Source organism: Mucilaginibacter terrae (assembly GCF_042679325.1).
Taxonomy (GTDB): domain Bacteria; phylum Bacteroidota; class Bacteroidia; order Sphingobacteriales; family Sphingobacteriaceae; genus Mucilaginibacter; species Mucilaginibacter terrae.
The window spans coordinates 634,336-648,700 of the sequence record NZ_JBHTMJ010000003.1 but is presented as its reverse complement, the minus strand read 5'-3'; the positions used below and the strand labels follow the sequence as shown (position 1 = coordinate 648,700).

General features: G+C 38.9%; 8 protein-coding genes and 1 tRNA gene. 5 read left to right on the top strand and 4 right to left on the bottom strand.

From position 1 onward, the window contains the following. Positions 1–44: 44 nt before the first annotated feature. Positions 45–389, bottom strand: coding sequence for a tetratricopeptide repeat protein (locus tag ACFQ3S_RS04785; protein ID WP_377161769.1), 345 nt, complete (start codon positions 387–389; stop codon positions 45–47). Positions 390–673: 284 nt separating this feature from the next. Here ACFQ3S_RS04785 and ACFQ3S_RS04780 point away from each other — a divergent pair, with 284 nt between their 5' ends. Further along, positions 674–1,273 (top strand): bifunctional nuclease family protein, encoded by a 600-nt coding sequence (locus ACFQ3S_RS04780; RefSeq protein ID WP_377161767.1) that lies wholly within the window; start codon positions 674–676, stop codon positions 1,271–1,273. A 231-nt stretch (positions 1,274–1,504) separates the two neighbouring features. Further along, on the top strand, positions 1,505–2,764 hold the full coding sequence (locus tag ACFQ3S_RS04775; RefSeq protein WP_377161765.1) for a nucleoside permease: 1,260 nt from the start codon (positions 1,505–1,507) through the stop codon (positions 2,762–2,764). Positions 2,765–2,821: 57 nt separating this feature from the next. On the opposite strand, the gene ACFQ3S_RS04770 is transcribed toward ACFQ3S_RS04775, so the two are convergent. The 3 genes from ACFQ3S_RS04770 to ACFQ3S_RS04760 all read right to left on the bottom strand — a co-directional run bounded on the left by ACFQ3S_RS04770 (position 2,822) and on the right by ACFQ3S_RS04760 (position 4,984). Beyond that, a tRNA-Arg gene (locus ACFQ3S_RS04770) sits at positions 2,822–2,893 on the bottom strand. 239 nt (positions 2,894–3,132) lie between these two features. Then, complete coding sequence (locus tag ACFQ3S_RS04765) at positions 3,133–3,309, bottom strand: hypothetical protein (RefSeq protein WP_377161763.1); 177 nt, start codon at positions 3,307–3,309, stop codon at positions 3,133–3,135. A gap of 298 nt (positions 3,310–3,607) precedes the next feature. After that, positions 3,608–4,984 (bottom strand): glycoside hydrolase family 43 protein, encoded by a 1,377-nt coding sequence (locus ACFQ3S_RS04760; protein WP_377161761.1) that lies wholly within the window; start codon positions 4,982–4,984, stop codon positions 3,608–3,610. A gap of 1,398 nt (positions 4,985–6,382) precedes the next feature. Here ACFQ3S_RS04760 and ACFQ3S_RS04755 point away from each other — a divergent pair. Genes ACFQ3S_RS04755 through ACFQ3S_RS04745 form a run of 3 tightly spaced genes read left to right on the top strand, consistent with a single transcriptional unit; the run spans position 6,383 to position 14,356 of the window. Next, a complete protein-coding gene (locus ACFQ3S_RS04755) occupies positions 6,383–9,526 on the top strand; it encodes a SusC/RagA family TonB-linked outer membrane protein (RefSeq protein WP_377161759.1) in 3,144 nt (1,047 codons plus the stop codon). A gap of 11 nt (positions 9,527–9,537) precedes the next feature. Beyond that, positions 9,538–11,436, top strand: a complete 1,899-nt coding sequence (locus ACFQ3S_RS04750; protein ID WP_377161757.1) for a RagB/SusD family nutrient uptake outer membrane protein — start codon at positions 9,538–9,540, stop codon at positions 11,434–11,436. 16 nt (positions 11,437–11,452) lie between these two features. Continuing rightward, positions 11,453–14,356, top strand: coding sequence for a SusC/RagA family TonB-linked outer membrane protein (locus tag ACFQ3S_RS04745; RefSeq protein WP_377161755.1), 2,904 nt, complete (start codon positions 11,453–11,455; stop codon positions 14,354–14,356). Positions 14,357–14,365 lie beyond the last annotated feature (9 nt).

The following is a 14,365-nucleotide window of genomic DNA, read 5'->3' as shown; positions in this document are numbered from 1 at the left end:
TGATGTTCGTTATTTGCACATCTGCATATCAGCACATCTACAAATTAATAATCATCCTCGTCGTCGTCAAACAATCCGGCCGCTTGGTTATAAGCCGATTGCAATTCGGAAAATGCATGGTTATCGCGCTTTTGCCTGGTAATTAACATCCCTTTTTGATAAATAGCTATGGCATCTTCTTTACGTCCCAAAGTTTCATATAATTTACCCAAATGGTAGTATGTACCCGTATAATCAGGATGGCCGGCAACCAATATTTCGTAATACTGCAAGGCTTTATCAGTATCGTTAAGCCTTAAATACTCCGTTGCTAAAGCGTATTGCAAAAACTCATCGTTAGGTTCGTCTTCTAAAAATTGTAGCAGCTTGTGTAAACGGGAATCCTGCATTTTAAACTATGTATTTTTTAATATATTTTTGTACCGGGCATTATATGTGAGCATAAAAGCATATACCCATGTTGCAGTTGCAAATGTAATGTTTGGCAGCTATTGCATCAACCTTAAATTAAACTGCCACGTTTGTTAACCTGTATGGTAAAAAACCACACATCGTTTCAACAAACCCGCGTTAATAAAGTTATTGATGTAATTAGATTTACATACTACCATTTACGGCATAAATAATGCTATGAATGGCTTAAACAAGGTTTTTTGTTGTGATGGGTAATAATATGAAAAAAATTAAGCTCGATATTGTGGGTTTGTCTTACAGTCAAACCCAATCGGGTGCTTATGCCCTGGTTTTGGGCGAAGTTAACGGCCGACGCCGCTTACCCATTATTATTGGTAGTTTTGAAGCACAGGCTATAGCCATTGAAATTGAAAAGATGACGCCCAGCCGACCGCTTACCCACGATTTGTTTAAAAGTTTTGCCCAGGCTTATCATATTCTGGTGAAGGAAATTATTATATATAACCTTGTAGACGGGATATTTTACGCCAAATTAATTTGCTCCGATGGTAAAAAATCTGCCGAAATTGATGCCCGCACCTCAGATGCCATTGCCATGGCCGTACGTTTCGATTGCCCGATCTACACACACGAATTTATCCTGTCAACCGCGGGTATAGTAATAGAAGGTAACGATTTTGTGTATCTGGAAAACATAAGCGAAGCAACAGAAGAAAAGCCGGGCACTGCAAGCACCACCAATTATAGCTCATTAAGCATTGATGAATTAAAATCGATACTCAAGGATGCCCTCACTGAAGAAGCTTACGAAAAAGCAGCCAAAATACGCGACGAACTCAATAAGCGTAAAGCATCTTAAATAAACTGTTTCCTTAAACATCAATTACTTTTTAGGCTGCAATATGTTTTGCGGCCTTTTTTGTTGGGAAATTTATATTAAATAAAACAATCGTGTACTCACCTTCCAATTTATCACGTTATTTTTAATCTTGCGCTAATCCTGCTTTTTATGATTCCCTATTTCGCATAATTTCACTACTTTCCGTTTTTAATTAATTCGGACTAAAATTATTGTTTAAACGGGTACTGTATGACTATTAAGTTTCGCTTGATACTAATGAACATTATGCAATTTTTTATATGGGGAGCCTGGTTGCTCACCATTGGCGCATATTGGTTTCAAAATAAACATTGGTCGGGTGCGCAGTTTGGGGCAATATTTTCTACCATGGGCATTGCCTCTATTTTTATGCCCGCGCTCACCGGTATTATATCCGACCGGTTTATTAATGCCGAAAAGCTTTACGGCATTATGCACATTTTAGGAGCACTGGTATTGTTCACCTTACCACTGGTTGAAAATCCTACCACATTTTTTTGGGTAATATTGCTCAATATGCTGTTTTATATGCCAACGCTATCGCTGTCCATAACAGTTGCCTACTCGGCATTAAAGAATAGCCATTTAGATGTAGTTAAAGACTATCCTCCTATCCGTATATGGGGAACCATTGGCTTTATTGCCGCCTTGTGGACAGTGAGCCTTACCCATAACGAAACCTCTGTAAATCAATTCTACATTGCATCGGCGGTGGCTCTGGCATTAGGTATTTATTCTTTTACATTACCCAAATGCCCGCCACTATTAAGCAAAATGAGCAATCGCTCTTTTACAAATACATTAGGCCTAAACGCCTTTGCCTTGTTTAAAACGCCAAAATTCGCTATATTTTTTACCTTCTCTATGTTGTTAGGTGCGGCTTTACAACTAACCAATGCCTATGGTGATACCTACCTGCACGATTTTAACAAGATTAATATTTACAAAAACACCATAGCGGTTAAATATCCCGCTATCATCATGTCTATATCGCAGATCTCCGAAACGCTGTTCATTTTAGCTATCCCTTTCTTTTTACGCAAATTCGGTATTAAATATGTAATGCTGTTTAGTATGCTGGCCTGGGTGTTACGTTTCGGCTTGTTCGCGTTTGGCAACCCCGCCGAGGGTTTATGGATGATCGTTTTATCATGTATTGTTTACGGTATGGCTTTCGATTTTTTCAATATTTCGGGTTCGTTGTTCGTAGAAACACAAACTACACCTGAGATACGTGGCAGCGCCCAAGGCTTATTTATGATGATGGTAAACGGTTTCGGTGCCTTATTTGGCAGTTTTGCCAGCGGTATTATTATCGATCAGTTTTTTACCCTGCCCGATCAAAGTAAAAACTGGCATGGCATCTGGCTAAGCTTTGCCGGGTATGCGCTGGTAATTGCCATTATATTTCCGTTTGTGTTCCGGTATAAACATAATGCGGCGCTAAAGCATGCTATACAACACGCATAATCAATTCGTTCAAACAAAAAAAGGGGATGTATCACATTGACACATCCCCTTTACAAGTGCTCCCGACGAGATTCGAACTCATATCGATGGTACCGGAAACCATAATTCTATCCATTGAACTACGGAAGCTTTTTGGTGCCCAAAGATAGTTTTTTTCTTTAATTATGAGTGTCGTCAATTCTCTTCTTTCAACTTTCCAATTCCTCAAATTTTAACGCAGATTACAAATTACATTTATAATTTACACATAAACCGAAAACCAGGCTCTTATATTACCCATGTTAAATTTTTCATCATTTTATTATAATATATTGGAGATGATAATGAAGTAAGGTATAACCCGTGGTACCACAAACCGATAAAAAAAATTAGGTACTTGTTAGCATTAACTTACGAATTATGCTTAAAATATTTTTGCGCTCTGAAATAAGTAATGGCAAACTCATTTCTATACCGTCATATCCATCGGCAACAACTTTTTCTGCAAAAATTTCAAATGGAAGTTCTTCACTTCCCCAATGCGGACAAAAAAACTCAAGCGTCATTTGCAAAAAAGTTATGTTCAATCATAAAACAGCAGAACATAGCTAAAGGAGTACGTTACCCTTTAAATTTAGAATGCTGGAACTGATATATAGTGGTTATCAACTGGGTAAATATAACCAATTTGGCTCAAAATAGCGGCATTTTCTTTTAATGAATACCCAAGCGGCGCTCCCCTATTTTGTTAATTTCTAACCCTTGTACACCAAATTCAAAAATTCGATTGCATTAATTTTAAAACTTGTTGCTTCCTGATTTTTTAAAACCCTTATTCCCAACTCACATTAAATAGGTTATTAATTAGCGTTCAAACTTCCAGTAGTCAAAATTGTAAAGCTCACGTCCGGCGGTAATATTTTGACCTTTAAATAAAAAATATATATCATGACGGCCGGTTACTGTTGCATCAACTGTAGCCGAAATCTGCTTCCATTTATCCCATCCACCAGTGCGCGGAATTTCAATGCTTGTAAGTTTTGAGCCTTTTAAGCTATCAACATGTACTTCGAGTACACCGCCATCCAGCCCGGCTGCTATGGCAGCAGAAAACTTTTTGGGTCCGGTATTGCCAAACTCAACTTCGCATACTTTTACATAGCCGCCTGTTCGTATCTTGGTAATAAATACGCCCATCGCTGCGCTTTGGTCTATACTGCATTTTTCAGACCAGGCAAAGGTCTCAGCCTCTACCCGAATGTAAGGATCTAATGTACCTACGGGCTTAATACCTGCTTTAGTCATCAATATTGCAGGTATTGTGCCATCCGGGTTATATTTAAACTCTTCAATTGCGGTAGAACGGCCATAACTGCCCCCGCCTGGTAAAAGGCCGGTATGATAAAACAGGTACGATTTACCTTTAAAATCAATTATTCCTCCATGATTGGTAAAACTATTGGTAGGTTGATCGGTCATAATTTTTCCCTTATACTTCCATGGACCTGTTGGATTATCGCTCATTGAATACGACAGACTTTCGACACTTTTACTCATGCCGGCATACATTAAATAGTATTTTCCGTTCCGTTTATAAAACCACGGCCCTTCTACATACATATCTTTATTGGGTGTAACCTGGCCGGCACTTTGCGCACCGCTATTCTTTGGGCGCCTTACACCTCCAAAAGTTTCCACCGTTTGCGCAACTTCAACAATATCCCCCGAGTAAGATATCATATCCTTATTTAGCTTTACATAATAGGAACTGCCATTGCCCCAATAAAGGTAAGCTTGTCCATCATCATCAATATAAACCGTAGGATCGATATTTGACCAGCTGCCGGTAATAATAAGCGGTTTGCCTAATGCATCGATAAAAGGCCCGGTGGGTTTATCAGATACAGCCACGCCTATAGCCATGTTATTTTGAACTGTTTGAGCGCATATATACCAGTAAAATTTACCATTACGCTCAATGCATTGCGAAGCCCAGGCACGGTCTCTGGCCCATGAAAAAGATTCTAATGAAATAGGCGAGCCATGATCGGTCCAGTTCACCATATCTGAGGAGGAATGCACACGCCACTTAGTCATGTAATAAAAGTCGAAGCCGGGTATGTCATCACCGGTGTACAAATAAACGGTACCCTTGTAAACCATCGGCGCCGGATCTGGTGAATAATGCGTTTGTATAATTGGATTTTGAGCAATGAGCCCTGAAACGCATAATAACTGCATTAAGCAGCCTAAAAAAAAACATTTAAATATCATTGGTTAAATTGATTGATTGAATAAGTATATAATTGGCCAACAATGCCAATTACTATTTAGCTGGTTTGAAAACCAGTTTAGGCGCTCTAACAAACTTCAATATGCATCATTTAAAATTATACAACGGGAGTGGTTGTTGTCACAACTATCGTTTAAATTAATAGGAAAAATGTTTAATATACTACAAGGATATTCAGAAAGATGTTTTTAATGCTTATTCCCACATTAAAAAATCCAGGCCCTGTTTACGTTTGCGCAATAAACTAAGTCTATTTTCCAAGTTATATATAAGTACTATAAGCACTAATAAATGAGCAAGTTTAATAACCACTAACGTTAATTTAAGAATTCATTATTTATGATCAGGTATTGTTTCCTTTTTACTAATGTTAAATAATATGAATAACTGGCTTCAATATTAGTTTTTATACCTATCTGTTTCCAAATCCGAAGTAATCTGATCCGTACGTTAACTATTTTTAAAATTTTGGTATAGCCTGTTATCAAATTGCTATAATTCCTCAAAAAATACAATCGATTGAAATTGATGTACAACGTACATTTGTTAAACAAATTTATGATAGATTTATACAATTGTGCCACTTCTCAACTCTGCACAATCATAGGTTTGAAATATAAATAAACCAGTGCTGTGGAGTCAATTTTCATTAGCATAAGTAACCAACTATAACTGAAATTCTTGCTTCTGAGTGCTGCATCTATGCCGTTTTTTAATTATTAAATTAATTAAAAATCTTGAAGTTTCAGTTGAATTGGTTTTGAACTGATTGATAACCTAATTATAAACTTAATGAATAAACTATTACAAGATTTTAAGTGGCTACTTTAATTATAAGTACATCATTAAAATACTACTATCCTGTTAATAATTTGCTGTAATAGTACGGGCTCATTGAGTTAAATCTCCAGGTATTATTATATATCTGAATACCATATTTACTAAAACCAATATTAACCCATAAATCTAAATTTAAATGACAGCACCAACCTAAAAATCTCTTAATCAACTATATATAATAGTTTTTAAAGCTCTTAAATTAAAAAAAGTACAGTTATAATTAATTATGGAAAAAAATTTACGCTCGGATTAAGTACCATCGCTACATTCTCGAATTGATTATCCTGGCAATATTTCCGTGCTCAGGCTAACTGGATTATGTCTAATATTTTATATCCAGCCTTAAATAATTACAGGATTTTACAAATAAGAGTGGGAAGAATTTTTAACGGATATGTTAAGTTATGAGATCGTGAAAAACTGATCGGCATCCACTTATGATCTTCCGGTATTTAAATTCACCAACCATCAGAAAAAGCCATTACTTATTTATTCTCAAAGAAAAAATGATAAGAATTAAAAACGAAATAAAGCATAGTGTACAGATCTCGTTTCTGATTATACTACTGCTTTTCAGCGCTTTAATAACTCAAGCACAAGATAATGTTACAATTAAAGGTACCATAGTCAGTAATACTGGCGAGCCAGTTATAGGAGCCATTATTGCTACAAAAGGTAGCAATGTAAAAAAATCAATAACAGACCAGAATGGAAAATTCACATTAGATGTCCCTGGAAATAACCTTATTGTAGTTGTTTCCATTGTAGGAATGGTGACCAGAGAAGTTAGGGTTTCGAGTTCTGCAGAAAACAGAATCATACTACAAGACGAAGTCAGAAACATGAACGAGGTTATTGTTGTAGGATACGGGCAACAAAAGAAAACAAGCGTTACTGGTGCTATTACTCAAACTACTGGAAAAGTGCTTGAACGTACAGGTGGTGTTACCAATTTGGGTATGGCGTTAACCGGCAACCTCCCGGGCCTTGTAACAACTGCTTCTTCGGGCTTACCCGGCGGCGAAGATCCACAGATAACCATTCGAGGGGTAAGTTCCTGGAACAACAGTGCAGCACTTGTACTCATTGACGGGGTTGAACGTTCTATCAGTTCTATAGATATTTCTTCTGTGGCAACCATCTCGGTATTGAAAGATGCATCGGCTACTGCTATTTATGGTGTAAGGGGTGCTAACGGTGTAATTTTAGTAACTACAAAACGAGGCGTTGAAGGAAAGCCGCAAATTCAGATACGATCAAATATAACTACCAAAATACCTTCTAAACTACCAGAAAAATATGATGCCTATGATGCACTGATGATAAAAAATCAGGTCATTGAGAGAGAGTCATTGGTAGACCAGGCCGTTTGGTCGGGTTATACACCAATGTCTATTATTAACAAATACCGTAATCCGGCTAATAGCATTGAAAGAGATCGCTATCCTAACGTAAATTGGGAAGAAGAGTTATTTAAAGACAAGGCGATGTCTTATAACACTTCGATCAATATTTCGGGCGGTTCTAAATTTGTTTCCTATTTTAATTCAGTAGATGTAGTACAAGAAGGAGATCTATTTAAAACGTTTCAGAATAACCGCGGATACGCTGCAGGTTTTGGCTATAACCGAACTAACGTTAGAAGCAACCTTGATTTCAATTTAACTAAAACCACCACATTTTCTACAAAGTTATTTGGCTCAAAGGGTGTTCGTAAGCTACCTTTTATGCTGGCTGATGGTGACCAACAATTTTGGTCTTCGGCCTACCGTACCGCACCAGATTCTTTTCAACCCGTTTATTCAGACGGAAGTTATGGCTTTTTTCCTAATGCAACTCAAGATCAGCCTAACGCAGCGTTCTGGTTGGCTTATTCGGGTGTTGAATCTCGAACCACCACTCAGCTAACAACCGATTTTATTCTCCAACAACAGTTGGATATGGTAACCAAAGGGCTTAGCTTCAGGTCATCCATTTCGTTAGATAATTCCTTCCTGGAAAGAGAACGAGGTATAGATGACAGGTTTAATACGGCACAACGCAAATGGATAAGCCCCTCTACAGGTATTGAACAGCCTGAACAATCTACTATTATTGCAGGCTCTCAGTTTGACTTTAGCAATAATATATCCTGGCAGGTAAATCCGGGGGCGGTAGATCCAAGAGCTACTTTAAGAAACATCAACTATCAGTTTAGTTTAAACTATGCCCGTAATTTTGGCGCGCATAATGTTACCGGTTTAGCACTCATGCAACGTGATAAAATTGCAACCGGAAGTAATTTCCCCACATTTAGGGAAAGCTGGGCTTACAGGGTTACTTATAATTTTAAAAACAGATATCTCCTCGAAAGCAATGGTGCCTACAACGGATCGGAGCAATTTGGCCCCGATTACCGTTTTGCCTTCTTTCCTTCTTTATCTGCAGGATGGGTTGTTAGTGAAGAACCATTCATGAAAAAACTCACCTTTATAGATAACTTCAAAATTCGTGGCTCTTGGGGCAGAATTGGTGACGACGCAGTTCAAAATACTGGCGGTCGTTTTCCGTTCCGAGATTCTTACCTGTACGGAGGCACTACGTTTTTAGGTGAAAGATACACAACTTCCCCCTATGTTAATTATCGTGTAGGTACACTGGGTAACCCAGACCTTAGATGGGAGACCTCAGAAAAGCGCAACATTGCTGCCGAATATAGCTTCTTGAAAGGTCAGATTTCAGGTAACGTAGATTTCTTTAACGACAGGCGGACAGGTGTTGTAGTTCAGGGCGCACGTCGTGCTATACCTTCTTTTTACGGTTTTGTGAATAGTGCCCCCAGCGTTAACGTAGGCGAGGTAACCAGTAAAGGATACGAATTGGAGTTGAAATTAACCCACTCTTTTAACGGAGGTACCCGTATATGGGCAAACGCTGCTGTTACCCATGCAGAGAATAAAACCATATTCCGCGATGATGCAATACTTACGCCTGATTACCAAAAATTAGCCGGCTTTCCTATAGGTCAAACCACTTCGTTTGTTAATAGTGGTTTTTTAACCAGTTGGGACGACATTTATGGAAGTACCACACGCAATGCCAACAATCAAAATAAACTACCAGGCGATTACAACATCATTGACTACAATGCCGACGGTGTTATTGACAACAAAGACATCGTACCTTATGGTTATACGGGTACTCCCCAAAATACCTACAACGCTAACTTAGGTTTTGAATGGAAAGGCCTCACGTTCTTTGTTCAATTTTATGCCGTTAATAATGTAACCCGCCAAGTTGCTTTCAGGAACTTTCAGGGAAGAAGTAACTTAGTTTTTGTAGAACAACCATTTTATTTTGTACAAAATGGTGGAGGCGATGTGCCGCCGCCACGTCAAACCGTGCAAGACCCTTTTGGTGGAGATGGAACGCGCTACTCATACGATGGTTCATACATCCGCTTAAAAAATGCCGAAATAGGTTACAGTCTTCCTGCCAATTATGTAAAAAAAGTAGGATTAAAAACCTGCAGAATATATGTAAATGGTAACAACTTACTGTTATGGACCAAATTGCCTGATGATCGTGAATCTAATTTCAGCGGATCATCTGAGGGTGGTGCCTACCCTACCGTAAGACGTATTAATTTAGGTCTTGATATCACCTTATAAATATTATAAAGATGAAAAATTTATTCACAAAAGTGCTACTCCCTGTAATCATTGTATTAACTATGGGTAGCTTAAATTCCTGCAAAAAGTATCTCGAAAGGTCTCCGCTCGCTGATATTAGCGAAGAAGACCCGTTTAAAAATTTTGTCAACTTTCAGGGTTTTACAGAGGAATTTTATAACTGTATACCACTATTGAGTTTAAACGAAGCACATAACAGCTTTAATTTGGGCGAAGATGAGTTTTGGGAAATTGGCGAAACCCGCTTAATATCTTACCAAATTGATAATGGTAATTATTTTGCCTGGACTAATTCTTTTTATAACTTTTTAGGCCCTGATGGAGCAGGGGCTTCAGATAATACTAACAGTGCCAACAAAAAACATTTATGGGGCCTGTCTTGGTACGGCATTAGAAAAGCCAATATTGGGTTAGCCAATTTAGACAAGCTAACTGATGCTACACAAGAGGAAAAAGATCTGATAGCCGGACAATTATACTTTTTCAGAGGTTTTTTTCATTTCCAGGTTATGCAATATTGGGGCGGTTTACCTTATGTTGACCAGGTTTTTCCTACTAATGAGGTAATAAAAATACCACGCCTAAGCTACCAGGCCACTGCAGACAAGGTTGCAGCCGATCTTAAAAAAGCTTCCGAGCTACTTCCTTTAGATTGGGAACAAACTCTTGTAGGTGCCAGAACACGAGGAAACAACAATGACCGGATCAATAAGATAATGGCCATGGGTTTTTTGGCAAAAAATTACTTGTTTGCTGGTAGCCCGCTAATGAACAGAGAATCAACCGGTAGCAGTGCATATAATACCGACTATTGTAAAAAAGCGGCCGATGTGTTTGCACAAATGCTGCAGACCATTGAATCTACCTCGCGTTATGAACTTGCCCCATATGCGCAGATCCGCGATGTGTTTTATACCTGGAATAAGCAAGGTCTTGTTCCCGGATTAAAAGAGTCTATTATGCATGAAAACTTTTCTGGCAATCCAACACGCTTTCGTTATAACCAGGTAAATGATTACCGGCCAATAGTTATTCACACAACCGGAATTAAAGTTTATCCTACTGCTAATTATGTAGATTATTATGGTATGGCTAACGGCTTACCCATTGTTGATCCTGAAAGAGCAGACCCCGAAAGTGGTTACGATCCAGAATATCCGTGGCGTAACAGAGATCCCCGTTTTTATAACGACATTATGATAGATGGCGAAAGATGCGTTAACACAGCTTCAAGTGTTGGCAATAACGAATTCAGGCAATATGCCAGCCTCTTTACCAATGGGCTAATGCGCACGGCAGATGGTAATAAAAGAGTTTGGACAGGTTACATGAACTCTAAACTTGTTGCAAAAATGATGAACTCTTATGACGGTAGTGGTATTTTGGATAATAATACGTTTGTATTGCCTTTAATGCGGCTATCCGATGTTTACCTGATGTACGCCGAGGCTACCGCTAATGGTTATGGCAGCCCTCAAAGTACCGCACCTGGCTATGCACTATCAGCAGTAGAAGCTATCAATAAAGTACGTAGCAGGGCGGGAGTACCTGGTGTTGCCAGCAAATTTTTAGGATCAACCACCAACTTTATGAGTGAACTAAGACGGGAGCGTGCAGTAGAACTGGCATTTGAAGGCCACCGTTTTAATGACCTACGCCGATGGTTACTATTAACTGAGCGCCCATACACCTACAAAAAAGCAGTTGAGTTTGACCGGGCACTCCCTACAAACGCCCAGGTGTACGCCGACCCTAAAAATGCACGGGTAAGAAACTTCAGAGAAACAATACTATTGGAAAGGGCATTGGGTCAGCGTCATTATTGGTTTCCGTTCCGTTTAGAGGACGTTAACTTATATGCAGAATTTAAACAGAATCCAGGTTGGTAATAAACATTCAATAAAAATGAAGAATATATATATAAAGTCCTGCTGTGTTCTGTTTGCCGCATTTTTAGTAAGTGCAGCAAAAGCTCTGGGACAGGAAAAAAGTGATACCCTGGTAAATGTAGCCTTCCGAACGGTGGCCAAAGAAGATTTATTGGGTGGGGTTTCTACGGTTAATGTTTCCGATCTATTAAAAAAGAACTACAGTACCAATAGTCTTGGTAACTTGCAGAGTCTTATTGGGGGTTATGCAAATAACAATATATGGGGTCAGGCTGCCCTTGTATTAATAGATGGTGTACCAAGGCGGGCTGCCGATGTACGTTTAACTGAGGTAGAATCTATTACGGTACTTAAAAGTGCCGATGCGGTAGCATTATATGGCAGCAATGGATCTAAAGGCGCTATCTTAATCACCACTAAGAGGGGAAGCATTGGTGCGTTAAAGATTGATGTGCGTGCCAATACCGGGCTGTTCATACCAAAATCTTACCCTAAATACCTTAACGCGGCCGATTATAAAACCTTTTATAACGAGGCTTTGGCCAATGACGGGATTACAACAGGAGGATATCCGCAAGCTGAGATTGATATTACCAGGGCCGGTACCAGTCCTTTTCGTTATGCTGATATTGATTTTTTCAGCTCAGACTATCTTAAAAAAACTTATTCAAGGTCAGATATTACCACAGAAATTGCGGGTGGTAACGAATTTGCACGTTATTACACCAATATCGGCTTAAATTCTAACAACAGTTTGGTTAATTACGGCGAACAGAAGAAAAACAGAGATTTTGGGTTCAATGTGAGAGGCAATGTTGATATGAATATCTCCAAATGGCTTACAGCCTCCGCAAATGCAGTGGCTAATTTGAACGATAATTATGTGGGCCGTGGCGATTTTTGGGGAGCAAGTGCTACAATTCCACCTAACTTCAATAGGTTTTCACCCTTATTTCCTATTGATGCAATTGATGTAAACAGTCCTAATTACAATCAAATTATTGAAATAGCAAGAAACAGTAATCACATTATCGACGGACAGTATTTACTCGGCGCTTTATCAAATGTACGTACAAATGTGTTTTCGGATATGCTTGCAGCAGGATACATTAAAACTAAATCGCGCACCTTTCTCTACAATATAAATGCGAAAGCCGACCTGGGTGTTTTAACAAAAGGGTTATCATTCACAACCGGTACAAGTTTAGATTATAATTCAGTATATTCTGAGGCCTATCTATTAGAATATGCTACATACGAACCAATTTGGACTACAGTAAATGGTAGAGATGTGATTACCGATTTTGGAGGCCCGCAACAAGGTGTTAAACAATATGGTATCGATCGAAATTCTATTGTAGAAAATGTGGGAAGATCGGTTTATACGCAAACCATGTCGTTCAAATCGCAGTTTAATTATGGTCGCACGTTTGCAAATGATCACAATGTAGCGGCTACATTGATGGGCTGGTGGTTTACGAGCCAAAACTCGGGCGATATAAATAATGGCGGAGGTACCTATCAGCCATTAAAAAATACCAACCTTGGTTTTCAGGCAGGTTACAACTTTCGGAAAAAGTATTATTTAGACTTTTCGGGCGCACTGGTACATTCGGCAAAGTTACCTCCTTCAAAACGTAATGGCATATCTCCTACCGTAACTGCTGGCTGGCGCCTTAGCGATGAGGGCTTCTTTAAAAAGAACCTTTCATTCTTTAATAATTTGAAATTGACATCATCATACGCATCTTTAAAGCAAGACCTGGATATTACAGGTACAAGATTTGGCGCTACCGGTGCTGTTGATTACTATTTGTATGAAACTTTTTTTACCAACCGCACTCCTACTGCCGGTTATTACCAATGGCGTGATGGTGCTGCTGGTGCAGGTGGAAATACAACCCGTTCTGTGGGAGGAGGAAACCCTGACCTCACTTTCGTTAAACGGAATGAATTTAGAGTTGGGCTGGAAGGATCAATGTCAAAGAATCTGATCACATTTGACGCTAATTATTTTTCGCAAATTACCGATGGGTTGCTTGCACAACAAGGATCTGATCCCTTTCCTTCTTATTTCACAGGTCAAGGAGATTTCAGACCTTGGCTTAATTACGGCAAACAGAAACGTACCGGTGTAGACTTTGCGCTTAATTTGAACAAAAAAATAGGCGAGGTACAGTATTCATTAGGAATGACCGGCTTGTTTTACAATTCAAAAATATTACGGCTCAATGAAACACCAACTGAAACCTATTTGGCCAGAACCAACAGACCTTTAGATAATTTTTTCGGTTATGTTGCTGAAGGTTTATTCCAAAACCAAGCAGAAATAACCAATTCTCCAGCTCAACAGTTTGGTGGTACACTTAGGCCTGGCGATATCAAGTACAAAGATATTAACGGCGACGGTGTAATTAATGACAGGGATCAGATTGATCTGGGTCATAACGGATTTGCATCATCTCCATTTAATTATGGCGTAAATGTTACCGTAAAATGGAAGCGTTTAACAATGTTTGCCTTAGGTTCGGGCAATGCTGGTGCTATTGCATTCAAAAGCGGTTCTTACTACTGGCCAAGTGCTACTGGCAAGTATTCTGTTGAAGTGTTAAACCGTTGGACACCTGCTACTGCGGCTTCGGCAACGTATCCGCGTTTGAGCACCAACAGCACTGCTAACAATTACAGAAACTCTACTTACTGGATGTATAAAACTAATAGGTTTAATTTAGACAGGGTACAGTTTACCTATGATTTTAATGACGATATCCTGAAAAAGTCATTTGTACACGGCCTGAGTATTTACGTACAAGGAGATAATCTTCTTGTGGTAGCAAAAGAACGTAGATTATTGGAAACCAACATAGGTTCACCTCCCCAAACACGTTTTTTAAACCTGGGTGTAAGAACTTCTTTTTAAAGTATTAAA

Excerpts from the sequence above, each read along its gene's own strand:
- ACFQ3S_RS04760 (WP_377161761.1), bottom strand. The coding sequence starts at position 4,984 with ATGCAGTTATTATGCGTTTCAGGGCTCATTGCTCAAAATCCAATTATA.
- ACFQ3S_RS04750 (WP_377161757.1), top strand. The coding sequence starts at position 9,538 with ATGAAAAATTTATTCACAAAAGTGCTACTCCCTGTAATCATTGTATTA.
- ACFQ3S_RS04785 (WP_377161769.1), bottom strand. The coding sequence starts at position 389 with ATGCAGGATTCCCGTTTACACAAGCTGCTACAATTTTTAGAAGACGAA.
- ACFQ3S_RS04745 (WP_377161755.1), top strand. The coding sequence starts at position 11,453 with ATGAAGAATATATATATAAAGTCCTGCTGTGTTCTGTTTGCCGCATTT.
- ACFQ3S_RS04765 (WP_377161763.1), bottom strand. The coding sequence starts at position 3,309 with ATGACGCTTGAGTTTTTTTGTCCGCATTGGGGAAGTGAAGAACTTCCA.
- ACFQ3S_RS04755 (WP_377161759.1), top strand. The coding sequence starts at position 6,383 with ATGATAAGAATTAAAAACGAAATAAAGCATAGTGTACAGATCTCGTTT.
- ACFQ3S_RS04775 (WP_377161765.1), top strand. The coding sequence starts at position 1,505 with ATGACTATTAAGTTTCGCTTGATACTAATGAACATTATGCAATTTTTT.
- ACFQ3S_RS04780 (WP_377161767.1), top strand. The coding sequence starts at position 674 with ATGAAAAAAATTAAGCTCGATATTGTGGGTTTGTCTTACAGTCAAACC.